Here is a 26,584-nt window from a genome sequence, read left to right as displayed (position 1 = left end):
GTGAGCCCGTGACTGATATCGGCCGACGCCGGTTGTTGCAGGCCGGCGTTGCCGCCGGCCTTTCCCCGCTGCTGCCCAGCATCGCCCGGGCCGCAGCGATCGCCCCCGCCGCGCAGACGCGCAGCCTCGAAGACCTGCAGCACATTGTGGTGTTCATGCAGGAGAATCGCTCGTTCGACCACTACTTCGGCACGTTGCCGGGCGTGCGTGGTTTCGGCGATCGCTTCGTGGCTCCCGCGCCGGCGCTGCAGGCCGGCGGCCGCACGCGCAGCCTGTGGCTGCAACCCGATGCCAGCGGCACGCGCGCGATCGCGCCGTTCCCGCTGGATACCGCTGCGCACTTCGGCTACATGCGGGTGGAGGGCACACCACACACCTGGCCGGACGCACAGCGCGCCTGGGACCACGGCCGCATGGGGCAATGGCCGAAGGCCAAGCAGAACCATTCGATGGGCTACTTCCAGCGCAGCGACCTGCCCTTCCAGTTCGCACTGGCCGATGCCTTCACCATCTGCGACGCCTACCACTGCGCGATGCAGGCCGGAACCAACCCGAACCGGGTGTTCCTGTGGACCGGTCACAATGATGCACACGCGCGTGCTGGCGGCCCGGTGATCGCCAACTCGCACGACAACTTCCCCGAGCACGGCGGGCATCCGTCGTCGTATCGCTGGACCAGCTATGTCGAACGCCTGCAGAAGGCGGGCGTCTCCTGGCAGATCTACCAGGACATGGCTGACAACTTCACCGACAACCCACTGGCCGGCTTCGAGTCTTTCCGCCAGGCCTACCGTGCTGCGCCGGGGCATGACCCGCAGCTGCGCGCGCGTGGGGTCAGCACGCGTGGGCTGGCACAACTGCGCCAGGACGTGGTCGACGGGCGCCTGCCGCAGGTCAGCTTCATCATCGCCGACGCGGCCGGCAGCGAGCATCCCGGCCCCTCCAGCCCGGCCCAGGGCGCGGCCTATACCGCACGCGTGCTGGATGCACTGACCGCCGATCCGGAGGTGTGGAGCCGCACCGCCCTGCTGCTGATGTTCGACGAGAACGACGGCTTCTTCGACCACATGCCGCCACCGGCACCGCCTTCACCGATAAACGGTGGCTGGGCGGGTACGTCTTCGGTCAGTACCGAAGGCGAGTACCACCGCCATCCGGCACCGGGCGACGAGAAGTACGACGCCGCCGAGCTGCGCGGCCGCCCCTATGGGCTGGGTCCGCGCGTGCCGCTGTACGTGATTTCACCCTGGAGCCGCGGTGGCTGGGTCGATTCGCAGGTGTACGACCACACCTCGGTCATACGGCTGATCGAACGCCGCTTCGGCGTGGCCGCACCGGATATCTCACCCTGGCGCCGTGCGGTCTGCGGAGACCTGAGCAACGCCTTCGACTTCGCCCAGCGCGATACCCGTCCGTTCATACGCGGCCTGCCCGACGTGAGCGCGGCGGCCGCACGTGCCGCCGCCCTGCCGGGACGCACCGTGCCGGCGTTGCCGGAGGGGCTGGAACCGGCGCAACAGGAACGTGGCGTACGTCCGGCGCGTGCCCTGCCCTATCGGCCGCAGGCATCGATTGCCGCGATCAACACATCGGGCGTGGAACTGGTGTTGTCCTGCGAAGGTGCGGCAGCGGTCCTGCATGTCTACGATCGGCTGCGGCTGGGTGAGGTGCCACGCCGCTATACACTGATACCGGGCACGCCACTGCGGGAGCGCTGGCCGCTGGATGTGCACGGTCGCTACGACCTTTGGCTGCTGGGCCCGAACGGCTTCCACCGTCACTTCCAGGGCGCTGCCAAAGGACCCGTTGTGCAGGCGTCGGTCGAGCGCGCCGACGGCCAGCTGCGGCTGCACCTGCGCAATCTGGGTGAAAGTGCACAGCAAGTGCGCGTGCATGCCGGTGCCTATGCCGGGCACATGCCCGAGCAGACGCTGGCACTGCCCGCGCATGCAGAGACTTCGTTGGCGTGGGATGCAACGCCTACCGCCGGCTGGTATGACCTGCAGGTCAGCGCAGGTGAGAGTGTGCTGCGCCTGGCGGGCCGTGCCGAGGATGGGCGTCCTGGCACCAGTGACCCGGCGATGGGCAGCGAACCACTGCGGTTCGAGCACGATTGAGCCGCTCCGCCCTTGTAGAGTCGAGCATGGCTCGACTCTACAAGGGGGCGTGCCTGATCAGGCCTCCTGCAGCCCCGGCCGGCCGTGCTCGACCGCGTAGCGCTTCCAGCTCTGCACCGTTCCGTTCGGCTGCATCACGGTATCCAGCGTCTTCATGTCGCCGATCCACGCATCACGGGTGACATCGCACAGCACATAGCCACGCTTGTCGGTGGTCGCCCTCAGATAAGGGCTGTGCCGCAGCTGGTTCTCGGCATATGCATCCACACCCTGGCCATCAGCGCCGGACGTGATCGAAGTGGCGAGGAACTCACTGGAGACCACGCCCGAATCACGATGGTCCTGCACCAGGTCGCTGGCGTAATGCCGGTGCGCGTCGCCACACGCCGTCACCACGTTGCCGAAGCCCACCTTCTGGATGTGATCGAGCAGGCGCCGGCGGCTGTCCAGATAGCCCGACCATTGGTCGTCGGACGACTGCACCATCCCGTCCTTCTCGCGCATGTAATTGCCCAACGCCACCTGGTGGGCAATGGTGTGCCAGCGCGGCGCGGCATCGGCCAGGCCGTCGAACAGCCAGCGCTCCTGCTTCGCACCCACAATGCTGCGCTCCGGCGATTCCACCTCCTCACGCAGCGCCATGTTCACCTGCTTGCTGCGGTACTGGCGGGTGTCGAGCAGGTGCAGGTCCATCAGCGTGCCGTAGCGTGCACGCCGGTACATCTGCATGTGGCCATCGCGCGGGAATGCCGAACGGCGCAGTGGCATGTTCTCGTAGTAGGCCTGGAACGCCTGTGCGCGGCGCAGCAGGAACACTTCGCTGGGCGTATCGTCCTGGTCTTCGGCGCCGGCCCAGTTGTTGTCCACTTCATGGTCATCGAAGGTGACGAACCACGGCGCCGACGCATGCGCGGCCTGCAGGTCGGCATCGCTCTTGTACTGGGCGTAGCGGCGACGGTAGTCGTCCAGCGTGTAGGTCTGCGGCCCGACATGATTGCGCAGGTTGGTGAACGGCTGGCCGTTCATTTTCCGCAGGCCCGGCTGGCTTTCGCCTTCGTAGATGTAATCACCGTAGTGGAAAACGAAATCCAGCGGTTCCTCGGCAATGCGCCGCCACGCGGTGTAGTGGCCTTCTTCGTAGTGCTGGCAACCGGCCACCGCAAAGCGCACGCGATCCACTGCGGCCGTGGCTGCGGGCAGCGTGCGGGTGCAACCGACCGCACTGGCGTGGCCGCCTACGGTGAAGCGGTACCAGTAAGGCCGTGCGGGCGCCAACCCACCCAGCTCCACGTGCACAGCGTGGCCGAGTTCGGGATGCGCCATCGCCGAACCCTGGCGTACCACCTTGCGCATGCCCTCGTCCGCCGCCAGCTGCCATTCGACCACCATCGGCCGGGTCGGCATGCCACCGCCGAACACCAGCGGCTCGGTCGCCAGCCGTGTCCACAGCACCATGCCATCGGCCGAAGGATCACCCGAGGCCACGCCCAGGGTGAACGGCGTGCTGGCGAACCGCGGCGACGCCAGCAGGTTGCGCGGGTTCAGCGCGGCGGCATCGGTCTGTGCGGCCAGCGCGTGCGCCGTGCCCATCCACGCGCCGGCAGCAGACAGGCCGGCCAGGGCCAGGAATCGCCTGCGATTGATCGTATCCACGGCTGCGCCCTCAGTTGTAGATGATGTGGAAATAGAAGAAGCGGCCGTAGTCGTCGATCTCGGTACGGAAGCGCCCGTTCGGGCCGGTGCTGTAGGTCGGCTGGGTGTTGAACAGGTTCTTGGCCTCGTACTTCAGCGTCACGTGCCTGCTGACCTTGTGGCTGAAGCCCATGTTGAAGGTCATATACGGGTCGTAGTACGAATCCAGCCACTGGGTATCGCCGAAGTCGACCAGCATCCGGCTGCGGTAGGTACCGGACAGGCGCAGCTGTGCGCTCTTCCACGGCATGCGCCAGATCACCGACCCATTGAGCGACCAGTCCGGCTGGTACAGCAGGCGGTCCAGGCGGCGTTCGGTGCCATCACTGATGCGGTAGTTGGTCTGGCCTTCCAGCCGCGTTGCGTTGAAGTACATGTCGAAGCGCTGGCGGCCCCACTGCAGGTTGCGGTTGGCCACCGCGAACTCGACACCGCGCAGCCTGGACTCGTCGGTGTTCATCGGCTGGGTGACCCGGTAGCGGGTATCGCCAACGTTCTCGAAGGTGGTCAGGGTGTAGATGTCGTCCTTGATCACTTTGTCGAACAGTGCCACCGAGACCAGGCCGTTGTTGCCGTTGAAGTACAGGTCCCACGCCAGGTCGATGTTGGTGGAACGGCGCGGCTGCAGGTTGGCGTTGCCCTGCTTGATGGTGCAGAAGCCCCTGCCCTCCTCGTCATCACCACAGCTGGTGCTGGTGGCCTGGGCGATGTTGCTGGGTGTCGGCCGGCCCAGCGTGCGGCTGGCGGAGAAGCGCAGGCGCTGGTCCTCGCTCAACTTGAACGTCGCATTCAATGAAGGCAGCAGGTTGTTGTAGCCACCGCTCGTATTGCGGAAGGCAGAGGTATACGTAGTGCCGCCATCATCGCTGAATGGGCTGTAGGCATCGAAGCGGGTGTGGTCGTAGCGCAGGCCGCCGATCAGCAGCAGTCGGTCCCAGGCGTAGTGTGCGGACACGTAGGCATTGGTGATGTCCTCCACGTACTTGTAGTCGCTGGTGAAGTTGGCATTTGGATACGCCGCATTGTTGTTGCCCAGTTTCGGCAGCAGTTCCTCGTTCCACTTGCGGTTGTCGATCAGCGGGAAGCCCGGCACGCTGCCCAGCAGCGTCGAACCCGGATACAGGTAATCGTTGAGCGTGGCACTGCTCTTGAAGTAGTCGAAGTCGATGTCCTGCCAGATCTTCAGATGGCGGTACTCGGCGCCGGCGGCCAGGCCGAAGCCACGCGCATCGGCGTCGATGTTGTAGCTGAAGTCGGCACGCAGGTTGTCGATGCTCTCCTTGGCGTCGCGCGGCGAGACATAGGCCTGTGCCGGGTTGAGCTTGAACGCCGAGCTGGTCAGCAGGCTGGAATCGGAAACCGCCACTGCGTTCGGGAAACCGTGGCTGTCGTTCTCGTAGTCGACGAACAGATTGCTTGGGTAGGCGCGCACACCCCAGTAGACCTGGTTGTTGTGGAAGGTCTCTTCGGTATGGCCGCCACGCAGGGTCAGCCGCGAGCGATCACCGATATCCCAGTTGAAGCTGGCGATGGCGCCCCGGTTGCTGCGGTCCCAGCGGTCGTGGCGGTTCTTGATGTAGATGCTGTTGATCTGGGTGGTACCACTGTCTTCGGTCTGGTTGCGGATCGGAAACTTGGCGTTGCCGTACAGATCGGTCTTGTTCATCGTCGAGTTCTCGTAGAACCGGTACGAGTACAGCAGCAGCGATGCGTAGAAGGGATCATCCGAAGGCTTCCACTCAAGCTTGGCGGAGCCACCGAAGTTGGTGATGAAGTTGGTGTAGGTGCCGGTGCTGAAGTTGCCCGGCGCACGCAGCCCGTTCCAGCCCTTGGCCTCGTCCGGCCCGGAGGTACCGTCGGTGAGGTACTTGCCGGCGTCGTTGTAGTAGTAGTTCGACTCCACCCAGCGCTTGACGCTGTTGCGCGAACGCTGCTCATAGCGCGCTACCGCAACAAGGCCGAATTCCTGGTCGGCACCGAACTGGTTGGAGAACACCATCTTGGCGCTCTTGCCGAAATGCCCCAGGGTCTCGTGGTTGCCACCGGCACTGCGCTCAACATTGGTCTCCGCCGTGGAATAGATGCCGGCCACATCGGCGAACACGTACTTGCCGGACCGGTCGAAGGCACTGCGGCTGATGATGTCGATCACGCCGCCGATCGCATCCGGCGCCCGCTCCGCGCTGAAGCTCTTGTAGATGTCGGTGCGGGTGCCGATGTCGCTGGGAATCAGCTGCAGGTTGTTCATGCGCTCACCCGAGCCACTGCCCCCCACGCTGGCAATCGCGATGCCATCGATGGTGGTGTAGTTGAGGTTGGCCTGCACGCCCCGCACCGTCACGTAACGGGGCTCACCGGCATCCTCCACGGCACTCAGGCCCGGCGCGGCCATCAGGCTCTCGGCCAGGGTCTCGTCGCCGTAGCTGTCCATCTCGTCGTAGACCACCGAATCCTTGATCACCGGCGAGGTCTTCTTCTGGTCGATCACCTCATGCGCAGCAATCACCTTCACCGTGCCCAGGGTCGGCGCCACCACCGCTTCGGCCTCGCGCGGCTTCGGCGCGGCCGGCTTCGGTTCGTTGTGTGCCGGCGTAGGATCAATGGCGATGACGTTGCCATCCACCACGGTGTAGCCCAGGCCGGTCCCTGCCAGCAGCGCGTCCAGCGCCTGCTTGACGGTGGCACCGCGCGGCACCGCACCGGCCATGTGCACGTCACCGCTGCCCGAATACAGGAACTGCACGCCGGAACTGCGCGACAACTGCTCCAGCGCGCGCGCCAGCGGCTGCGCCGCGATCGGCGCCGAAACGCGGGCCTCGAGGCCATCGGCAGTGGCCGCAGCCGCCAGCGGCACGCTGCAGGGAGACAGCGCGAGGATGATCGACAGGTAAAGCGTGTTGCGCATCACGGGTCCTTGGAAGAGAGAAAGCAGCAGGTGCCGCTGCGTGACTCGGCAGCGGCTTCTCCCAAGTAAGAGCCCGCATCCACCGAAGTGGAGAACGCGGATTTGATGAATTTTTTCTGACAACCCACGGCCATGTTGACCTCAGCGACTGCCAACCCGCACGGTGTCGCCTTCTCGCCGCACCACGAAGCGCGGGTCGCGCTCGAGGAAGGCCTGCAGCGCACCGATGCGATGCGCGTCCAGGCTGCCGGACAACCGCGCCGACGCCGCACCTTCATCCAGCACCCGCACCTGCACCTGGTTATGGCGGTTGAAGGCGGCGGCCACCTCATCCAGCCGCTCGTCCAGGAAAGAGACCTTGCGTTGCTGCCAGTCCAGCAGCATCGACAGCGGCACATCCAACGACTCCACGGCATGGCTGCGCGCGTCGACCTGCACCACCTGGCCTTTGCCCAGCTGTGCAAGACGCCGCGCATCCGCACCCTGGCTCCACACTTCCACCTCGCCGGAAACCACACCGATGCGGGTGCCCTGCAGCCGTCGCGACACATCGAACACCGTGCCGATATCGCGGATCTGCAACCCGTTCACCTGCACTTCGAACGGGCGCCGATCGCGTGCGATGTCGAACGTCGCCTCGCCCTGCAGCAGTTCCGCCTTGCGGCTGAACCCGCCCATGCGCACCCGCAGGCGGCTGTCCGCGTTCAGCCGCACCCGGGTCTGGTCGGGCAGCACCAGGTCACGCAGTTCACCATGGTCGGCGCTGTACAGCTGCTCGATGGGCATCAGCTGCGGTACCAGGCCCACGCCGAGCAGGGCGATACAGGCTGCGGCAGCCGCCCCCCACCAACGCGTGCGACGGCTGTGCGGCGCACTGCGCAGCGGGGCCTGTGCGTGTCCGAACAGCGGCACGACCTTGGCAGCGGCCTCCTGTGGCGGCACCGAGGCCTCTTCAGCCAATGCCGATTGCAGCGCCTCACCAATCTGCCGGTGCAGTGCGAGCGCGTGCATATAGGCGCGCACATGCTCCGGCGAGCGCTTCATCCAGTCCAGCAACGCAACCCGCTCCGCCTCGCCCACCACGCCCTCGCGATTGCGCTGGAACCAGTCCATGGCCTCGCTGGCGATCACGTCGTCGGCCGCACCCGATGGATTCCGTTTCATGTGAGCTCCCTGGCGCCCAGCGCCTTCCTGCAGGCTTCCAGCCCCTTGCCGATATGCTTGCGCACCATGTGCACCGACACCTGCAACTGTTGGCTGATTACCGGGCAGTCCAGCCCGTCGCGGTAATGCAGCTCCATCACCCGCCGCGTGGTGGCCGGCAGCCGTGCGATGGTGGTGCGGATATCGTTCCAGCGCTGCGCGCGCTCGAATTCGCCTTCGACGTCTTCTTCGCTCTTCAGCACTTCGGCCAGAAGGTCGACGTCCTCCAGCGGCGGCAGCGACGAACGCGCGCGCGCGTGCTCACGCGCCAGGTTGGCCGCCACGGTGAACAGGTAGGCTTCCGGGTTCTCGACCGCGTCGGCATGCTCACCGGTGCTGCGCAGCAGCCGCAGATAAACCTCCTGCGCCAGATCCTCGGCATCTTCGCTGGCAGAACCACGGCGCAGGAAGAAGCCGCGCAGCAGCCGCCGCCGCAGCGCATAGCTTTTCTCCCAGATCCTCACGCTGTTCACGGCCGGCCAACCACCCCAAGGCTGGAAAGCCCCGCAGGGTGACGGCCATCGATGACAGTGGCGTTTCAACTGCCGGCAGGCAGCCGCTAGAATGCCGCCTCTGCAGTTTCCGGCAGCCGGCACAAGGAGTGCCCCGCAATGAACGCCCGCACCGCCATCAACACCCTCAGCAGCCTGCTGTTCCTGCTGCTGGTCGCCCACACCACCGCCTACCAGCAGCAGATGTGGCCGCCCAGCCGTGTCGTCCACGTGCATCCGGTGGTCATCGCCCTCGCCTACGCGCTGGGCCTGCTCACCCTGCTGCTGTGGATCGGAGGGCGCCGCTTGCCGGAACGCTGCCAGCAGCTCTCAGGCTGGCTGCCGATCGTGGCCTGGTGCCTGCTGGGGGTTGGTGTGGCGGTCATCCCGATGTTCTTCCCGGGCCTGTCCCCGGCCTGATCAGCGGCCGCACCCGGCGCGCCCGGCCATGATACGGCGCACCGTGCCAACCCTTGCTTGCCAGAGACCCAAGCCCTGCCCGCCTATCGAAGCCGGGGGGCCAGGCCTACGCTTGTCTTCTCGGCGGCCGCCACGGTCGCCCTTCGCGTCACGGCCCCGCCGTTGCGACCCCGCTCCAGTGCTGTGCGCCCTGCCGGTGTTGTCGCCCAGGCAGAAGTCCGACCGGCGCCCTCTGGAGACAGTCATGAACCAAGCGCTCATTCCCTTCGATACCGATCCGCTGGAAACCCGCGAGTGGCGTGAATCACTGGAAGCGGTGATGCAGACCGGTGGCCGGCCGCGCGCGCACTACCTGATCGACCAGCTCAGCGAGCTGGATGCACAGCAGCACGGTGACCTGCATACCCGTGCCTGGACCGCCTACGTCAACACCATCCCGCCCGAGCGCCAGCCGGCCTACCCGGGTGATCTGGCCATCGAGCGCCGCCTGAACGCGATGATCCGCTGGAACGCGATGGTGATGGTGCTGCGTGCCGGCAAGCATTCCAACGTCGGTGGCCACATCGCCACCTACCAGTCGGCGGCAGTACTGTACGACGTGGGCTTCGATCATTTCTTCCGTGGCCGTACCGACACCTTCGACGGCGACATGATCTACATCCAGGGCCACTCCGCGCCGGGCATCTATGGCCGCGCGTACGTGGAAGGCCGCATCGATCCGGCGCGCATGGACAACTTCCGCCGTGAAGCCGGGCGCGAAGGCCTGTCCTCGTATCCACACCCGCGATTGATGCCGGAGTTCTGGCAGTTCCCCACCGTGTCGATGGGGCTGGGCCCGCTGACCGCCGCCTACCAGGCGCGCTACATGCGTTACCTGGAATACCGCGGCCTGAAAGAACACCAGGGCCGCAAAGTCTGGGCCTTCCTCGGCGACGGCGAGATGGACCAGCCCGAATCGCTGGCGGCGATCTCGCTGGCCGGCCGCGAGCGGCTGGACAACATCGTGTTCGTGGTGAACTGCAACCTGCAGCGCCTGGACGGTCCGGTGCGTGGCAACGCCAAGGTCATCCAGGAACTGGAAGGCACCTTCCGCGCCGCTGGCTGGAACGTGATCAAGCTGATCTGGGGCAGCGGCTGGGACGACCTGCTGGCCCGCGACCACAGCGGCCTGCTGCGCCAGCGCATGATGGAATGCGTGGACGGCGACTACCAGACCTTCAAGTCGCAGAACGGTGCCTACGTGCGCGAGCACTTCTTCGGTCGTTACCCCGAGCTGCTGGAGCTGGTCGCGCACATGAGCGACGACGACATCTGGGCGCTGGCGCGTGGTGGCCATGATCCGCAGAAGGTGTACGCCGCCTACCAGCAGGCAGTGAACACCAGCGGCCGGCCCACCGTGATCCTGGCCAAGACGGTCAAGGGTTTCGGCATGGGTGAAGCCGGTGAAGGCCAGAACATCAACCACCAGCTGAAGAAGATGAGCGCCGACGCGGTGCGCGCCTTCCGCGACCGTTTCAACCTGCCGGTCAGCGACGACCAGCTGGAGGAGATGCCCTATCTGCGCCCGGAACCGGGCAGCGCCGAAGCCATCTACTTCGCCGAGCGCCGCCGCATCCAGGGCGGGCAACTACCCGCGCGCCTAGCCAAGGTCGATCCGCTGCCGCTGCCGCCGCTGTCGATCTTCAACACCCAGCTGCAGGGCAGCGGCGATCGCGGACAGTCCACCACCATGGGCTTCGTGCGCATTCTCACCAGCCTGCTGAAGGACCCGGAGCTGGGCAAGCTGGTCATACCGATCGTGCCCGATGAATCGCGAACCTTCGGCATGGAAGGCCTGTTCCGCCAGATCGGCATCCATTCGTACCTCGGCCAGCTGTATACCCCGCAGGATGCCGGCCAGCTGAGCTACTACAAGGAAGCCAAGGACGGCCAGATCCTGCAGGAAGGCATCAATGAATCCGGCGCGATCTGCTCGTGGATCGCCGCCGGCACCGCCTACAGCAACCACGGCCTGGCGACGATCCCGTTCTACATCTTCTACTCGATGTTCGGCCTGCAGCGCGTCGGTGACCTGGCCTGGGCCGCCGCCGATGCGCGCACCCGTGGATTCCTGCTGGGTGCCACCTCCGGCCGCACCACGCTGATGGGCGAAGGCCTGCAGCATGACGACGGCCACAGCCACGTGCTGTCGTCGGTCATCCCGAGCTGCGTATCCTACGACCCGACCTACAACTACGAGCTGGCGGTGATCATCCACGACGGCCTGCGCCGCATGTACGTCGAGCAGGAAGACATCTACTACTACATCACCGTACTCAACGAGAACTATCCGCAGCCGGCGCTGCCCGAGGGCGCCGAGGCCGGCATCCTGAAGGGCCTGTACCTGCTGCACCCGGCGGCCGCCGACAGCGACTCGCAGCCACGCGTGCAGCTGATGGGCAGCGGTTCGATCCTGCGCGAAGTGGAAGCCGCGGCAGAACTGCTGCAGCAGGACTTCGGCATCGCCAGCGATGTGTGGAGCGCGACCAGCCTGACCGAACTGCGCCGCGATGGCCTGGCCGCCGAGCGCTGGAACCTGCTGCATCCGGCCGAGGAGCCCCGCGTGCCCTACCTGCAGCAGTGCCTGCAGGGCCATGAAGGCCCGGTGGTGGTGGCCACCGACTACATGAAGATCGTCGGCGACCAGATCCGTCCCTTCATCAACGACCGCCGCTTCACCGCGCTCGGTACCGATGGCTTCGGCCGCTCCGACACGCGTGAGTCGCTGCGCACGTTCTTCGAAGTGGATCGCCACTTCATCGTGCTGGCCGCCCTGAAGTCGCTGGCCGACGAAGGCCGCATCGAGCGCGCGCGGATGCAGGACGCCATCGACAAGTACGGCATCGACACCGGCAAGCGCGACCCGGCCGCGGTGTAATGCTGCAGCATTCACCACGCCCGTTCTGCGGGCGTGGTGCCGGTGGCAACGCTAATGCATCCGCTTGAACAGATTGGTCTGCAGGATCGGCGTACCATCGTGGCTGTAGAACGCCTTGGTCTCGGTCATCGTCGAGCGGTCAGCCGCCACGGTATAGATACGGGTGGAGGCCGGCGTGCCGTGGTCCACCAGCTGCATCACCAGGGTGTTCGGCGCCGGCAGTTTCAGGTTGGCCTTGTCCGCGCCATAGGTGCCGGACAGGGCGCCCGGCGTACCATCCAGCGCCAGCGTGCCGTCGGATTTCATGGTCTTGCCATCGTGCAGGACGATGTCCACATGTGAACTCCAACGCCCCGCACCGGCGTCCTTGAACTCCAGCACCACGTGCTTCGGGCGCTGCGCTTCGGGTAGCGCGGACGTGGCGATATCCAGCGACCAGCGCCCCAACAGCGGTGAAGGAGACGCCTCCACTGCCAGCGCCGGAACGGCAGGAAGTGAAAGCGCAGACAACAACACAGCGGACAACAGCTTCATACGTTGCTCCATTCGGCGAAGAAGGCTCTGCGTGAGGCGTTGCGGGGCGCAGCACGGTCAATGCTGCTCGCCCACGGCGTGCGCTGCAAGCCACTCGCTGAATGGCCGACCTCGCACCATGTCAGGCCGCTGTCACACAGGGGTAGTAGAACGATCCCGGATCTCCGGCCTCCTCCCCCAAAACAGCGTTGAACGCGCAGCCATCGCTGCGGCAGCTCTATGCCGCCGGCCACTTCGCCCGCACTCTGGTCTGGTCGTTCGTGGACCTGGCACTCGGCTACTACCTGCACGCGCGGCTGGGGCTGTCGGCTGCCCACACCGGCCAACTGCTGGCGATCTCCCTGGCCTACAGCAGCGTGCTCGACCTGCTGCTGGCCGCCGTGTTCACCCGCCTGCACGACCAGCGTCGCCTCGCCTTGCGCCTGCAGTTGATCGGCGGGCTCGGCACCGCCGCCAGCGCCTGCCTGCTGTTCAGTCCGAGCACCGCGACCGAGCCCGCCTTCCTGCCGCTGCTGGCCGCCTCGCTCTTGTTCCGTACCTGCTACGCGGTTTACGACGTGGCCCAGAATGCATTGACTTCGCTGTTGCCCCGCGACGAGAACGAGGCCATGCGCTACGTTTCCGCTCGCGCGGTAGTGGTACCGATCTCCAAGCTGTGCATCGCTGCAGCACTGTTCGGCGTGGTCGGTGCACCTGAATCTGCAGGCGGTGGCAACGCGCTGCTGATCTGCATGATCATCGGCATCCTGATCGCGGCCGCCGCGCTTCCCCTGGCCTGCGTCGCCACGCCCGCACAGCCCGCCACAACCAGCAGGCCCGTTGCCGGCGCCCTGCCGCTGCCGGCACTGCTGCCGGTTCTGCTGGCTGCAGCGGTAGAGACGGCGCTGGTGGGCCTGGCCGGGCGTCTGTTTCCCTTTGCCGACCAGGGCGCAGCGCTGACCTTCGCCATGGTCGCGGGCATGGTGGTCGCGCCTTGGCTCCATCTGCGCCTGCGCCCCCCGCTGTGCAGCGAGACAGGCCTGATCGCGCTGATGTCGGTGCTGGTCATCGCTGCCGTCTGCGTTTACCAGGCCAAGCCCTCCCTGCCTGTAGCGATTGCGTGTGCCGCTGTCCATGGGGCGGCGGTAGCCAGTGTCGGCCTGGTGCTGTGGCGGCGCACCGCGCTGATCGCCCGTCGCCATGCCGCCCGCAGCGGGCGCGAGGATGACCTTAGCTGTTTTGCGCTGCTCACTGGAACCATGAAACTGTCCATTGCCGCCTCCTCATTGCTGCTGGGCCAGCTGCTGCCCGGCATACAGGCCGGTGATCCGGGCACCTCTGCCGTACTGGTCTCGCTGGTTGCCGTCGGCAGTCTGCTGTCGCTGGCCGCATTGGCCTGGCCGGTCGCGCTTCCGCATACCGAGGGCCTGCACCCATGAACCTGGCTCCTACATCGCGGCTGCGCCGCAAACCGCTGATCGCGCTGGATGCCGACCACAAGCGCATCATCTGGCTGTTGCGCACGATGGGCGCTGTTCCCCGCATCACCATTGCCCACCAGCTGGGCATGCACAACGGTGCATTGACCCGCCTGGCGCGTGAACTGTTGATGCTGGAGGTGATCGAGGAACAGGGACAACTGTCCGATGGCCAACGGGGGCGTCCATCGGTGCCACTGGCACTGTCCGGGCGGGGTGGCTATGCCGCCGGTGCCACGGTGCACCCCGGTTGGCTGGAGATCGCGCTGGTGGATTTTGCCGGCCAGGTCATCGCCCGCGATGCAACCGCATTCGACAGCGCAGATCCTTACGACTTCGTGCACGCGGTGGACCAGCGCCTGCGCAGCCTCACCAGCCGCACCGGGCTCATGCGCGCGCGCTTCCTGGGCCTCGGCGTGGCGGTTCCCGGGCCCGTGGTCGAAACCGGTCCGGCACGCCGGCACGCGGTGGACTGGCTGCATGGCTGGCGCGATATCGACAACGACCAGTTCTTCGAAGACTACTTCGGCTTCCCGGTCTGGGTGGAGAACGATGCAACCCTGGCGGCACTGGCGGAATACTACGACAGCGGACTGATCCGCGACTGCGCGTCGGCGCTGTTGCTGTATGTCGGCCACGGCGTGGGCGGTGGCGTGATCCATCGACGTGATGTGATGCGCGGTGAGTTCGGCAATGCCGGGGATATCGGTCGCCTGTTCCGCATGGACGCACCGCGTCCCTCGGGCATCGACCTGCTGGCCACGTTGCGCGACGCCGGCGCCGGCATTCCTTCACTGTTCGAACTTGAGTCCTGCCTGGAAACCCATGCCGGCATCATCAATGCCTGGGCAGAACGTGCAGGCAACCAGCTGGGCGTGGCGGCCAATACCGGTGTGGCATGGCTCGATCCTGGCGCCCTGATCCTGTCCGGCTCACTGCCGAGGCAGGTGCTGGAAGTATTGGGGCAACACCTGCAGCAACCGGCACGCTGGAGCAGTGCGCTGGACAGTCTGCGCCTGCCACAGGTGCATGTGTCACGGTTGGGAGGATCCGCGGTATCGGTGGGCGCGGCCCTGCTGCCGATCCATCAGCTGGGTGCCGATGCCGCCGCTTAATTGTTTATTTCCGCCGAAGTAAACAATTCCGTCATCGCCCGGACCTACCGTGCAGCGGTCCCCCTTTCCTGCATGGCCGCCCTCCGATGAACATCAGCCCTCTGGTCCTGGGCATCTCCCTGGCCCTGATCACCCTGCACGGCAGTGCGTCTGCGCAGGACGCCCCTGTCCAGAACAAGGACAGTGCCGACGCTGCAACGCTGGATGCGGTGGTGGTCACCGGTGCGGCACGCACCCAGCGTCGCTTCGATGCGTCCTTCGCGGTCAATTCACTCAGCCGCGAAGACGTGCAGAGACTCGCACCGAAAAGCTACGCCGACCTGCTCGGCTCGGTTCCCGGCATCCATGTCGAGGCCACCGGCGGCGAGGTGCAGAACATCACCCGGCTGCGCGGCATTCCCACCGATCGTGGCTTCATCGCCTTCCAGCAGGATGGCCTGGCGCTCTACCAGGAGCTGGATGGTCACTTCTTCAATTCCGGCGACGGCATGAACCGGTTCGATGTGATGAACCAGCGGGTAGAGATCGTACGTGGGGGCCCGGCGCCGATCTATGCCAGCAGCGGCGGCGCCATCGTCAACAACATCCTGGCCGAGGGCTCGGAAGAGACCCACGGCAAGGCGCAGCTGACCATCGGCGATACCGGGCTGTACCGCGGCGAGATGTACCAGTCGGGCGCGCTCGGCAAGGACACGTTCTACGCCGTCGGTGGCTTCCTGCGCCAGCACGATGGCTACCGCGACAACGGCTTCCCGAACGACAAGGGCGGCCAGATCCGCGGCAACATCAAGCACTACTTCGACGACACCAGCTGGTTCAAGGTCAGCGGAACCTTCGTTGACGACCACAATACGTTCTACCTGCCGATCCCGGTCGCCGACCCTCGCAATCCCAGCGTCCCGCTGGATCCCTACATCGACTACTTCGACGGCACCCTGAACTCGCCCTCGCTGCGCAGTGTCAACCTGAAGTACCTCGATGGCGGCGGTGTCCTGCAGGGCATGAACCGCGATCTGGCCGATGGCCGCCACATGCGCTTCGGCAACATCGGCTTCCAGTACGAGAACACCGCCACCGACTGGACCCTGTCGCTGAAATCCGGCTACACCAAGGGCCGCAATACCTTCGACGCGCTGTACTCGACCACCAATCCGGTCGACGCACGCAGCTTCGCCAACGGCTATCTGGGCGCGGCCCGTACCGCCTTCGGTGCCGGTGTCGCGCGGATGGGCTACGCGCTGGCCGGTAGCAACAGCGCCACTGCCTACGATCCCTACGCCGACTCCGGCCTGGTGATCTCGGCCCAGTACCGTGCTGCTGATTCGGACTTCTACTCCGGTCAGGCCGATTTCAGTGCGACGCGGCTGTTTGAAACGGCCTGGGGCAGCCACGATCTGAACATCGGCGCGTACACCGCCTTCTTCGGCACCACGTCCTTCAGCCTGTACCAGGACATGCTGATGGAGATGCGCGGCAAGCCACGCCTGCTGGATCTGGTGGCCTACGGTAACGATGGCGCTCCACTGGGCTATGTCACCGACAAGGGCACGCTGCGTTACACCACCACCCTCAATCGCGGCAAGGTCGATGCCCGCATGTTCGCGGTCTACGCCAATGACACCTGGGCACTGACGGACCGCTTCAAGCTTGATGCCGGCATCCGCCATGAGCGCTACCGCTACGAGGGCTATGCCGAGCAGACCGCCCAGGTCGACCTCGGCGACCGCAACACACTGGCCGACAACACCACGCGCCGGTTCACCGGCGTCGTCCAGAACCATCGCCTGAACCCGACCGCCACCAACTGGACGGTCGGTGCCAACTACGATTTCACTGCCACCTTAGGCGCCTATGCCCGCGTGTCGCATATGGAGATCGTTCCCAATTCGTCGGTGGCGCGCTCGATCGACCCCACCATCGTGCAGACCCAGCTGGACCAGTACGAGCTGGGCTTGAAGGCCGGGTTCGGCCGGTCCTATCTCTACCTGACCGCGTTCTACACCCAGTTCGATCCACTCAACGCGTCCTTCGTTGCCTTCAATCCGACGACCGGCCGCAATGACCAGTCGGTGCCCTTCATCGGTACCGCCGTCTCCAAGGGCATCGAACTGGATGGCCTGTTCCGGCCGCTGGACTGGTTCAGCATCGCCGGTTCGATCACGGTCAGCGATCCGCAGTACGACAGCCTGCAGAACGATTCCGGTGCCGATCCGGCGGCGGTCAACGGCAAGCAGATCGTTCGCGAACCCAAGCTCTACGGCAACCTGCGACCGACTTTCAGTTTCCAGCACGGCCAGGACCAGTTCGAGACCTGGCTGCGCTATGACGTGGTCGGCAAGTCCTATGTCGATCTGTTCAACCAGACCGCGTTGCCTGCCTACCAGACCCTGGGTCTGGGCGTTTCATGGAAGCGCGGCAACTGGGGCGCACAGCTGGTGGGCGACAACCTGACCAATGAAAAGGGGCTCACCGAGGGCAACACCCGCACCGATGCACTGGCTGGCCAGGGTTCGGCCGAGGCAATCTATGGGCGGCCGCTGTTCGGCCGCAACGTCCGCCTGATGGTCAGCAGGAGCTGGTGATGCACCGACGATTGAGCTTGTCCCTCGCCCTGCTGGCCACGGCTGTGCTGCCGCTTGCAGCGGCCGCTGACGACCGTGACAGCGCGGCACTGGTCGGGCGCTTGTTTCCAACCCTCGTGCAGCTGAAGCACGACGCACTGCCCGCCCCTGCGCGCGCCGCCCTGGCCGAACGCATGCAGCAGCTGGCGGCCTGCCGGACGGCGGCCTGCACACTCGAGGCCGCGCGCTGGACGCCGGCGCAGGCCGATCTGCTGGCCACCACGGTTCCGGCGCGCGCCGATGCCATCGAAAGAGAGCTGGCGGGCCTCAACAACATTCTCTCCGTCTATGGCCACGGCCAGCCGCCCCACTACGACGCCATCGACGGCCCGGTCGGTGCGGCGGGCAGCACGCGACTGGCCGGCGATGTTGCCATTGCCATGCAGATGAGCGAAGTGGACGCCGGCGCGGCCTACACCGCCTTCGATCGCAGCATCGCCGTGGCGGTGGGCCTGCTTGATGCCAATGACCGCCTCGATGCGATCCGCTTCGAGCCCATCAACGCGGGACTGAACGCCGCGCCATTCGCGCGCGCGCGGCAGCTCGATTGGACCGCGCATCCATACACAGCGATCATCGTGCTGGGCCAAGGCCCAGACGAGCTGACCACCCCGCTCAGCGCCGGCAGCAAGCTGCGCCTGAAGGCGGCTGCGCAGCGCTACGACGCAGGTGATGCGCCCTTCATCATCGTTTCCGGCGGCGCCGTGCATCCGCGCGGCACCCGCAGCGTCGAAGCGGTGCAGATGCGCGAAGCGCTGATCGCGCGCTTCGGCATTCCCGCAGAGGCGATCATCATCGAGCCGTATGCCCGCCACACCACCACCAACCTGCGCAACGCAGCGCGATTGCTGGCGGCCCTGCCGGCACCGCCACGACAATCGGCACTGGTGGTCAGCAGCCCATCGCATATCGATTCGGTCGCCAGCAGCGGCTTCAGCGAGCGCAACCGCCGTGAGCTGGGCTACGTTCCAGGCAAGGTCGGTTCACGCATTTCACCGTACGCGATCACCTTCGTGCCAGCGCCCGAATCACTTCGCATCGACCCGATGGATCCACTGGATCCCTGAACCTCGCCACTGCCGCCTCAATAGCCAACCTTCAGCGTGAACATCACGTTTCGCGGCGCGCCGTACCAGCCCTGGTTGTAGAAGCCGATCTGCGAGTAGTAGTGGCGGTCGAACAGGTTGTTGATGTTGACCGCCGCCGACACGTTGGAACTGAACTGGTAGCGCGCCATCAGGTTCACCAGTGCGTAGCTGGGCTGCTCCACCGGCACACGGCGATTTCCGGGCGCGGTGGCGGTCTGGTACATGCGGTTCTGCCAGTCCACGCCACCGCCGATCGTCAGCTGGTCCCAGGCACCTGGCAGGCGCCAGGTGGTGAACAGCTTGAACAGGCTGCGCGGCTTGGCGGTATTGATCGCCCGGCCCTGCGCGTCCTGCGCGATGAAGGTGGTGAAGCTGGTGCCCAGGCTCCAGCCCGGCAGCGGCTCGCCGGCCAGTTCCAGTTCCAGGCCGTCCACGGTTGCGCCCTTCACCGCACGGTAGGCCGCCTGCGTGCTGCCTTCGACCAGACCACCAGTGGCCTCGGCCAGGTTGTCCTGCTGGGTGCGGAACAGCGCCGCCGACGCATTCAAACGCTCCTGCAGCCAGCTGCCCTTGAGGCCCAGCTCATAGCTGCGGCCACTGACCGGATCGAGGATCTGACCGGATTCGTTGCGGTTGTTCTGCGGCTTGAAGATGCCGGTGTAGCTGGCGTACACGCTGCTGTAGCTGTTGAGGTCCCAGACCACGCCGGCATACGGTACGAACTCGTTGCGGTAGCGGTACTTCCGCTTGGTGCCAAAGTAGACCTGGTCGGTCTCCCAGTTGCTCAGGCGGCCACCGACGATCACGTGCAGCGGATCGGCCAACGACAGCCGCGCGACGCCATAGGCACCGCTCTGCTGGTTGTCCAGGTCATCGGCCTGGGTCTTGCTGCTGGCCCACATCGGCTCAGGCGTGCCCGGCCCATGCCAATCCAGATAGCTGGCCAACGGCGGCAGCGGCGCCAGTGCGCGGTACTGCCCCAGCGCGATTTCATCGCGTGAGCGCGACCAGCCGATGGACGCAGTGTGCTGGCGGCCGAACAGCTGGAACGGACCGGACAGGCTGGCACTGATCGCTTCGCGGCGCACCGGACCGTCGTAGCGGGTGAAGCTGTTGCCATTGGGCATGGCGCCGGTAACCGGATCGGGGTAGCCACCGCGATAGAGATGCTTCATTTCCATGTCGGTATGCGAGCGGCTGTAGGACACGCGCGCCTGCCAGTCGTTGCCGAAACGATGGTTGAAGTCGAAGAGGCCATTGCGGGTGTCGGTGGTCATCCGTGCCCACGGCGCGGTGGCTGATACCGAGCGGTCGAAACGGGTGCGCGTGCCATCGGCGTTGAACAGCGCGAAGCCGCTGCCGAAGCCACGGTTGTCGTTGCCCTGGTAGGAGATGCCGGCGATCAACCCGGTGTCCTCGCCCAAGTCCACGCTGACCACGCCGTAGAGCGTCTTCGCCGTACTGTCCAGGCCAGCGGTGTAGCTGTCGCCCTCTGCCTGCGCGGCCACCAGGCGACCACGCACACGCCCTTCCCGGCTCAGCGGGCTGGACACATCCGCCCACGCGCGCCGTGCGTCCCAGCTGCCGAGGCTGATGCCACCACTGGCAGCGAACTCGCGCAGCGGGCGCTTGCGCACGTAGTTCACTGCCGCCGAGGGATTGCCGGCGCCGGTCATCAGGCCGTTGGCGCCGCGCACGATCTCGATGCGGTCATACACCACCATGTCCAGGTTGTTCTCGCCGAAATTCCACGGCGACAGCACCGGCATCACCACGCCATCGAACTGGTAGTTGTCGATGTCGAAGCCGCGTGCGGAGAACGAGTAGCGGTTGGCGTCGCTGCGCGTGACCGAGATGCCAGGTGCGGTCGCCAAGGCATCGGCGGTGCTGAGCAGGCCACGGTCCTCGATCTGCTGGCGGGTGACCACGCTGACGGATTGCGGGGTCTGCCGCGAGGTCAGCGACAGTCCGGTCGCCGTGCCCATCGAGTCGGTGGTGTAGGAACGCGACGTTTCGGTGCTGCCATCGAGGTCGGCCGTGACCTGCACGGTTGGAAGCTGGGAAGGCGTTACGGACGGAGTGCGCTCGGCGGCGTGGGCAGCGTTGAACAGCGCCAAGGTCGTGCCGATGGCGCTAGCCAGGGCACACGGGCGGAAACAGGCAGGCATGGGAGATCCAGCGGGAAGGAAAGGCTGGATGAGAATTATTGTCATTTGAGCGTGAGCGTACGTATGCGCGGACGCAGCAGGCGTATGCGCACTGCCGACGGTGGTCCGGACTCAGCGAAGCTCGCTGGGCGCTATGCCGTAGCGCGCGCGGAATGCGGTCGCGAAATTGGTGGCGTGCCGGTAGCCGACGAAGTGTGCGGCCTGCTGCACGCTGCAGCCCTGCCGCAGCTGCTCGCAGGCCAACTGCAGGCGCCGCTCGCGCAGCCAGGCGAACACCGAGCACCGGTGCACCTGCTGGAACTTCAGCCGCAGGCTGCTCGGGCTCATGCAGGCCAGGCGCGCCAGATCCTCCAGGCTGTGGTCAGCCGCAGGTGATGCCTGCAGGCAGTCGATCACCCGTTGCAGCATGCGGCGATCACGTGCTGAAACACGCTGGTCCGGCGATGCCTCCTGGGCAGGCGCACCCAACGCCATCGCCAGCATCTGCAGGCCCACACCCTCGCACAGCAGCGCATGCATTGCGCCCTGCCAGGTCCCCGACAGCAACTGTTCGGCGGCATGTTCAAGATGCGCGGGTACCTGCCAGCTGTGCAGCCGCCGGCGACCATGGCGATGCGCCTGCAACAGCAGTTCGCTGATCACCGGATCATCCATCTCGGCCGGTGCATCCAGCGAGACATTCAGACTGCGCATCCGTTGACCGGCCGGATGAATCGCAGTCATCGGCGTGGCATCGGCCAACACCATCGCGCCGGCGCCGCGGTTCATGCCGATCACAGCCTGCCCTTCCAGGCGTGCTCCGGCACGACCTTCCAGCATCACGATCGCAGCGAACGGCGGGGGTGCCTCCGAAGTCGCCTCGAACGGCTGATGCGCGACCACGTCCGACAGCGCCAGGCTGATGCCAGGGCGCAAGCAGCGCTGTTCCACCCTGCCCTCGACCACGCACAGCGCGCCCGAATCGGCGGCGGACGCGAGTGCTGGCAGCCGATAGCGGAAACCACTGCTGCGGCCCAAGCGGTCCAGGTCGGCGAGGGTGAGGCTGTGCATGGTGCGCCCGTGAAAAATCACCCGCCATTCTCATATGAGAACCGTTCTCATATCCAGCCCTGGTGGCAAGGCCCAATCCGCCCTTGTCGATACAAATAGTTACGTTATAACATTTCACATCAACTTCACGGATCGTGTCATGCGCCGCCATCTCCTTGCTGCAGCCATTCTGTTCGCCGTCCACACCGCCCAGGCCGCGGACGAACCCACCCTCCCCACCCTCCAGGTCCAGGCCACCCAGCCTTCGCGCATCGACAGCCGGGTCACCGTCGACAATCCGCAGGCGCAGAACCGCACCCTCGGCGGCCTGCTCGAACACGTCTCCGGTGTGCAGAGCAGCGCCTTCGGCCCAAACGCGGGCGCTCCGGTCATCCGCAGCCTCAGCGGCAACCGCGTGCAGATCCTGCAGGACGGCCAGTCCATCCTGGGCATGAACGCGATCAGCGGTGACATCAACATCCCGTTCGATCCGCTGTTCGTGCGCAGCGTCACCGTCAACAAGTCCTCCGACACCGTGCGCTATGGCGGCAATGCGATCGGTGGCAGCGTGGAGATCGACTCGGGCCTGATCTCGCGCAGCATGGAAGACAAGGACCAGTCGATGGAACTGGTCCTGCGCAAGGGCTTCAACGCGGCCGACGCGCAGGGCTTCCGCATGAACTTCAACAACCAGCGCAACATCTCCACCAATCTGCAGGTGTCGCGGCAGCGCATCTCGCACTACGACATCCCCGGCAACAGCAAGGCCAGCGTCTGCAACACCGGGCTGTTCCCGGCAGGCGGGGGCGTCAACTCGGCACTGGCCGACGCCTGCCAGAAAGAGGCGCGCGTCCAGCAGATCTACAACAAGGCCTCGCAGCCATACATCGACCAGTTCATGACCGAGAACCCGGACTGGGCCGATGGTGATTTCTCGTTCTACACCAACAATCCGATCTCGGTCTGGCAGCGCCGCACCTACATCAATCCGGTCAACCCGGCCTACGTGCCCGGCACGCCGTCGTACGTGCAGAAGCAGATCAACAACGATGTCACACCCGACTACCATCACCGGCTGGGCAACAGCTATGCGCGCAACAGTCAGGTGGCCTTCGGCTCGACCTTGTTCTTCGACCGTGGCTACGTGGGTGTCAGCATCGATGCCAAGGACAGCGAGTACGGCGTACCGGGCTTTTCGATGCAGAACCTGTCGTTCGGTTCCAACTATGCCGATGGCCTGCCGGTGGGCGTGGTGATCAAGCAACAGCGCTACGCGCTGGAAGCCCTGCTGCGTGATCCACTGCCGTGGTTCGAGCGCGCGGAACTCCGTGTTTCCAAGCTGGACAACACCTCAGGCGAGCGGCTGGGCGCCACCAAGGCCAACGACTACGATTTCGAGAGCACCCAGGCCGAGCTGCTGCTCAGCCATCAACGCATCGGCCCGCTCAGCGGCCTGCTCGGTTTCAGCCATCAGTCGCGTGATGTCACCGGCAGCGGCTCGCAGCGCTACCTGCCGGACGTGGACACGCGCAGCAATGCGGTGTTCCTGAAGGAGACGCTGGACTTCGGCTGGGCCACCTTCGATGCAGGCATGCGCCACGAGCGTGTGGATCACGAATTGCAGCCCAGCCGCTTCAAGACCGCGCGCAATGCCGCCAACACCAAACTGCAGGACCGCGACTACCGGCTCAACAGCTACAGCCTGGGTTCGTATGTCGAGCTGGGGCCGATGTTCGCGGCCAAGGTGCGCTACTCGTCTTCGCAACGTGCCCCGGAGATCAACGAGCTGTATGCCAGCAACGCACACTACTCGGTGATGACCCAGGAAGAAGGCAACCAGAATCTGGAACCGGAACGCGCGAAGAACCTGGAACTGACCGGCCTGTTCCATCTCGGCGGTTTCGAGCTCTCCACCACCGCGTACCGGATGAAGTACGAGAATTATCTCTACCTCGGCTACTCCGGCCTGCAGACCGCCAACCGCCTGCCACTGAAGTACTGGAAGCAGACCGACACCACGGTGAAGGGCTTCGAGATCGATGCTTCGCAGGCATTGGACCTGGGCCGCTTCGGCACGTTGAATGTGTCCGCCTTCGCCGACCTGGTGAAGAACAAGGCCGACCACCCCGATTCGCTGCGTGCCCACAACGACGGCGAGTACCTGCCGAACATGCCGACCAACCGCTACGGTGCCAACCTGCAATGGCAGCGCCAGGGCTGGAAGGCGCAGCTGTCCAGCACCTACTACGACACGCAGAAGTACCTCGGCCGCAACGTCAGCGAGGAGGTGCCACTGGATGCGTTCAACCTGGTCGACCTGCAGGTCAGCCGCGAACTGCCGGTACGCAACAGTTACATCGCCGGCGTGGAGGTGTTCGTCAACGGCAGCAACCTGCTCAATGAAGAAGCACGGCCGCACAACTCGCCGCTGAAATACATTGCGCCGCTGCCGGGGCGTGGTTTCCAGGTGGGTGTGACGGTGAAGCTCTGACAACCGGATGCATCGGTACACGCCTGCAGGCAGACGGCCTGCAGGCGTCGTCCATCGCACCCCCTGCGTGGTTGCACCACGCTCCCCGGTTGATTCACCATCGGCAGAGAAGGAGAGCGTGATGAACTGGAAGCATGCGGTTTCACTGGCACTGTTGTTGTCCGTTTCATCAGGCGCAAGTGCTGCGTCTGCGATCACCTACGACAAGGATGGCCGCTACGGCTATTCGATGAACCAATCTTCCCTCACCACTGCGATGCAGCAGTCGCTGCACTACTGCGCAGCGCGATCGCGCAATTGAATCGCCCAGGGTTCCGTAGACACCTCGCAGCCATAAACTATGGCTTAGGCGGAGGTGGTTATGAGCACGAAGCGGTACACCGATGAGTTCAAGATCGAGGCGGTACGGCAGATTGTTGAGTACGGCCGTCCGGTAGCGGAGGTTGCCGAGCGACTGGGCGTGTCGATCCACAGTCTTTACGACTGGAAGCGGCAACAAGGCAAAGGCGATGTTGGCCGGCGTGTGGAGCAGGACCAGAACGCGGAAGTGCGCCGCCTCAAGGCTGAGCTACGCCGGGTCACTGAAGAGCGAGACATCCTAAAAAAAGCCGCCGCGTACTTTGCAAAGGGGTAAGAGCAAAGTACGCCTTCATGAAGCAGCACGCAGATGAGTTCGGCCTCGCGGCGATGTGTCGGATGCTTGGCGTCCATCGCAGTGGCTACTACGCCTGGCTAAAAGAGCCGGCAAGCGCTCGCGACAAGGACGATCAGCGATTGCTCGGCCTGATCAAGCACAGCTGGCTGGAAAGCGGCTCCGTGTATGGCCACCGCAAAGTGACCACAGATCTTCGCGAGCTTGGCGAGACGTGTAGTCGGCATCGCGTGGCACGCTTGATGAAGAGCGAGGGGCTGCGGGCAATGGTCGGCTACGGTCGGCGACCACGCCCATTGAGCGGCCCTGTTGGATCAGTCGCCAAGAACGTTCTGGCTCGCGGCTTCAAAGTCAGTGAGCCAAATCGCGCGTGGGTCACGGACATCACCTACATCCGCACGTACGACGGCTTCCTGTACTTGGCGGTAGTGCTTGATCTGTTCTCGCGTCAGGTCGTTGGATGGGCAACCCGGCCAACTCAACATACGGACCTGGCTTTGCAGGCGCTATTGGCCGCAGTGTGGCGGCGCAAGCCAAGCCCCGGGCTTCTGCTTCACTCCGACCAAGGAACCCAGTTCACCAGCGAAGACTGGCAGAGCTTCCTGCGCGAGCACGACATCGTGTGCAGCATGAGTCGACGAGGCAATTGCCATGACAACGCAGCGATGGAGAGCTTCTTCCAACTACTGAAGCGGGAGCGTATTAAGCGGAGGATCTACAGCAATCACGACGAGGCACGGGCCGACGTCTTCCAGTACATCGAGATGTTCTACAACCCAAAACGGCGGCACAGTTCCAACAACGGGCTGTCCCCGGTAGAGTTCGAGAAGCAGTACGCACTAGACGGCTGACGACTGTCTACAAAACCCTGGGCGATTCAAATTGCGGTCAGTCCGCCAGCACCAGCAGCGAAGGCTATTCGGCCATAGCGACCGGCACGATTGCGTTGGGCTTTGCACTGGGTGAGAAGACCGCGGACGCCGCGCAGCGGAAGGCCGAAAGAATGTGCAGGGAACGTGCCAACGACTGCACGCTTGCCTTGCTGTGGCGGGAAACCCCACCTCGCTATCTTGAACCGCCACAGCTGCCCGGTGCGCCCGCTCCGGCACCAGCGGCGACGCCCGCGCCCATGCCAACGCCTGCCATCCGCACCGATCAGCCAGGATAGCCAGCTCCACGCCGGCTGTACTTTCGAGTGTCGGATAAAGAAAAACGCCTGCAGATCGAGGATCTGCAGGCGCTTCTTTGTATCTGGCGGAGTGAGAGGGATTCGAACCCTCGATAGAGCTTTTGACCCTATACTCCCTTAGCAGGGGAGCCCCTTCGGCCACTCGGGCATCACTCCGGGGTTTTCTCCGCGTCTGGTGCGTTGCACCTCAGCGGGGCGTGAATCATAACGTTAATCGAGTGCGAAGGTAAAGCGTTATTCGGCAGAATTTTCGCTACCGGCGCCACCGGCTTCGTCACCGCGCTGGATGCGCTGATAGATCTCTTCGCGATGCACAGCGACGTCCTTCGGCGCGGTGATGCCGATACGCACCTGGTTACCCTTGACGCCAAGCACGGTGACGCTCACCGAGTCTCCGATCATCAGGGTTTCGCCGACGCGGCGAGTCAGGATCAACATTTTTGTAAGTCTCCATGGAACCGTGTGGAAGGGTATCCCCCACCGGCTTGACGCTCC

At 65.1% G+C, this 26,584-nt stretch carries 18 protein-coding genes and 1 tRNA gene; 10 read left to right on the top strand and 9 right to left on the bottom strand.

The window, feature by feature from the left end; genetic code table 11:
• The first annotated feature begins 8 nt into the window (after positions 1 to 8).
• Positions 9 to 2,117, top strand: a complete 2,109-nt coding sequence (locus ACZK33_RS09110; protein WP_423175347.1) for a phosphocholine-specific phospholipase C — start codon at positions 9 to 11, stop codon at positions 2,115 to 2,117.
• Positions 2,118 to 2,174: 57 nt separating this feature from the next.
• Here ACZK33_RS09110 and ACZK33_RS09105 read toward each other — a convergent pair whose 3' ends face one another.
• From ACZK33_RS09105 to ACZK33_RS09090, 4 genes are all read right to left on the bottom strand, one after another.
• A complete protein-coding gene (locus tag ACZK33_RS09105) occupies positions 2,175 to 3,770 on the bottom strand; it encodes an alkaline phosphatase D family protein (protein WP_182267583.1) in 1,596 nt (531 codons plus the stop codon).
• Positions 3,771 to 3,780: 10 nt separating this feature from the next.
• Positions 3,781 to 6,714 carry a TonB-dependent receptor gene (locus ACZK33_RS09100; RefSeq protein WP_478454391.1) on the bottom strand — a complete coding sequence of 978 codons (2,934 nt, stop codon included), beginning with the start codon at positions 6,712 to 6,714 and terminating at the stop codon, positions 3,781 to 3,783.
• Positions 6,715 to 6,855: 141 nt separating this feature from the next.
• On the bottom strand, positions 6,856 to 7,878 hold the full coding sequence (locus tag ACZK33_RS09095) for a FecR family protein (protein ID WP_423175345.1): 1,023 nt from the start codon (positions 7,876 to 7,878) through the stop codon (positions 6,856 to 6,858).
• The gene (locus ACZK33_RS09090) at positions 7,875 to 8,390 is read right to left on the bottom strand and encodes an RNA polymerase sigma factor (RefSeq protein WP_423175344.1); all 516 of its coding nucleotides are present in this window, start codon (positions 8,388 to 8,390) and stop codon (positions 7,875 to 7,877) included. Before ACZK33_RS09090 ends, ACZK33_RS09095 begins: the two co-directional genes overlap by 4 nt.
• Positions 8,391 to 8,528: 138 nt before the next feature.
• Here ACZK33_RS09090 and ACZK33_RS09085 point away from each other — a divergent pair, with 138 nt between their 5' ends.
• Together ACZK33_RS09085 and aceE are read left to right on the top strand one after the other, a co-directional pair.
• On the top strand, positions 8,529 to 8,828 hold the full coding sequence (locus ACZK33_RS09085) for a hypothetical protein (protein WP_049400445.1): 300 nt from the start codon (positions 8,529 to 8,531) through the stop codon (positions 8,826 to 8,828).
• A 244-nt stretch (positions 8,829 to 9,072) separates the two neighbouring features.
• Positions 9,073 to 11,745, top strand: coding sequence for a pyruvate dehydrogenase (acetyl-transferring), homodimeric type (gene aceE / locus ACZK33_RS09080; RefSeq protein WP_423175343.1), 2,673 nt, complete (start codon positions 9,073 to 9,075; stop codon positions 11,743 to 11,745).
• 51 nt (positions 11,746 to 11,796) lie between these two features.
• Here the strand turns inward: aceE and ACZK33_RS09075 are convergent, their stop codons facing one another.
• On the bottom strand, positions 11,797 to 12,279 hold the full coding sequence (locus ACZK33_RS09075) for a LuxR family transcriptional regulator (protein WP_423175342.1): 483 nt from the start codon (positions 12,277 to 12,279) through the stop codon (positions 11,797 to 11,799).
• A 188-nt stretch (positions 12,280 to 12,467) separates the two neighbouring features.
• On the opposite strand from ACZK33_RS09075, the gene ACZK33_RS09070 reads away from it, so the two are divergent.
• The 4 genes from ACZK33_RS09070 to ACZK33_RS09055 all read left to right on the top strand — a co-directional run bounded on the left by ACZK33_RS09070 (position 12,468) and on the right by ACZK33_RS09055 (position 18,539).
• Positions 12,468 to 13,697, top strand: a complete 1,230-nt coding sequence (locus ACZK33_RS09070; protein ID WP_423175341.1) for an MFS transporter — start codon at positions 12,468 to 12,470, stop codon at positions 13,695 to 13,697.
• A complete protein-coding gene (locus tag ACZK33_RS09065) occupies positions 13,694 to 14,851 on the top strand; it encodes an ROK family protein (protein WP_132809792.1) in 1,158 nt (385 codons plus the stop codon). Before ACZK33_RS09070 ends, ACZK33_RS09065 begins: the two co-directional genes overlap by 4 nt.
• Before the next feature lie 86 nt (positions 14,852 to 14,937).
• A complete protein-coding gene (locus ACZK33_RS09060) occupies positions 14,938 to 17,433 on the top strand; it encodes a TonB-dependent receptor (RefSeq protein WP_423175340.1) in 2,496 nt (831 codons plus the stop codon).
• On the top strand, positions 17,433 to 18,539 hold the full coding sequence (locus ACZK33_RS09055) for a YdcF family protein (RefSeq protein WP_423175339.1): 1,107 nt from the start codon (positions 17,433 to 17,435) through the stop codon (positions 18,537 to 18,539). Before ACZK33_RS09060 ends, ACZK33_RS09055 begins: the two co-directional genes overlap by 1 nt.
• 17 nt (positions 18,540 to 18,556) lie before the next feature.
• On the opposite strand, the gene fauA is transcribed toward ACZK33_RS09055, so the two are convergent.
• Together fauA and ACZK33_RS09045 are read right to left on the bottom strand one after the other, a co-directional pair.
• Positions 18,557 to 20,728 carry a TonB-dependent alcaligin siderophore receptor FauA gene (gene fauA, locus ACZK33_RS09050; RefSeq protein WP_423175338.1) on the bottom strand — a complete coding sequence of 724 codons (2,172 nt, stop codon included), beginning with the start codon at positions 20,726 to 20,728 and terminating at the stop codon, positions 18,557 to 18,559.
• Positions 20,729 to 20,839: 111 nt separating this feature from the next.
• The gene (locus ACZK33_RS09045) at positions 20,840 to 21,778 is read right to left on the bottom strand and encodes a helix-turn-helix transcriptional regulator (RefSeq protein ID WP_049422688.1); all 939 of its coding nucleotides are present in this window, start codon (positions 21,776 to 21,778) and stop codon (positions 20,840 to 20,842) included.
• 139 nt (positions 21,779 to 21,917) lie between these two features.
• Here ACZK33_RS09045 and ACZK33_RS09040 point away from each other — a divergent pair, with 139 nt between their 5' ends.
• From ACZK33_RS09040 to ACZK33_RS09030, 3 genes are all read left to right on the top strand, one after another.
• Positions 21,918 to 24,248, top strand: a complete 2,331-nt coding sequence (locus tag ACZK33_RS09040; protein WP_423175337.1) for a TonB-dependent receptor — start codon at positions 21,918 to 21,920, stop codon at positions 24,246 to 24,248.
• A 121-nt stretch (positions 24,249 to 24,369) separates the two neighbouring features.
• Positions 24,370 to 24,549, top strand: a complete 180-nt coding sequence (locus tag ACZK33_RS09035; protein WP_423175336.1) for a hypothetical protein — start codon at positions 24,370 to 24,372, stop codon at positions 24,547 to 24,549.
• Between the two features lie 60 nt (positions 24,550 to 24,609).
• Positions 24,610 to 25,751, top strand: a protein-coding gene (locus ACZK33_RS09030; RefSeq protein WP_423175840.1) for an IS3-like element ISStma9 family transposase whose coding sequence is annotated in 2 segments (ribosomal slippage) — positions 24,610 to 24,847 and positions 24,847 to 25,751 — 1,143 coding nt in all. Because the reading frame shifts where the segments join, the coding sequence is not laid out codon by codon here.
• A 401-nt stretch (positions 25,752 to 26,152) separates the two neighbouring features.
• Here the strand turns inward: ACZK33_RS09030 and ACZK33_RS09025 are convergent.
• Both ACZK33_RS09025 and csrA read right to left on the bottom strand, forming a co-directional pair.
• Positions 26,153 to 26,245: transfer RNA gene (locus ACZK33_RS09025), tRNA-Ser, on the bottom strand.
• Between the two features lie 78 nt (positions 26,246 to 26,323).
• The gene (gene csrA, locus ACZK33_RS09020; protein ID WP_006432031.1) at positions 26,324 to 26,527 is read right to left on the bottom strand and encodes a carbon storage regulator CsrA; all 204 of its coding nucleotides are present in this window, start codon (positions 26,525 to 26,527) and stop codon (positions 26,324 to 26,326) included.
• Positions 26,528 to 26,584: the final 57 nt, after the last annotated feature.

This window comes from Stenotrophomonas sp. 86156_Sma (assembly GCF_056481625.1).
This window is presented reverse-complemented; position numbering and strand designations above follow the sequence as displayed.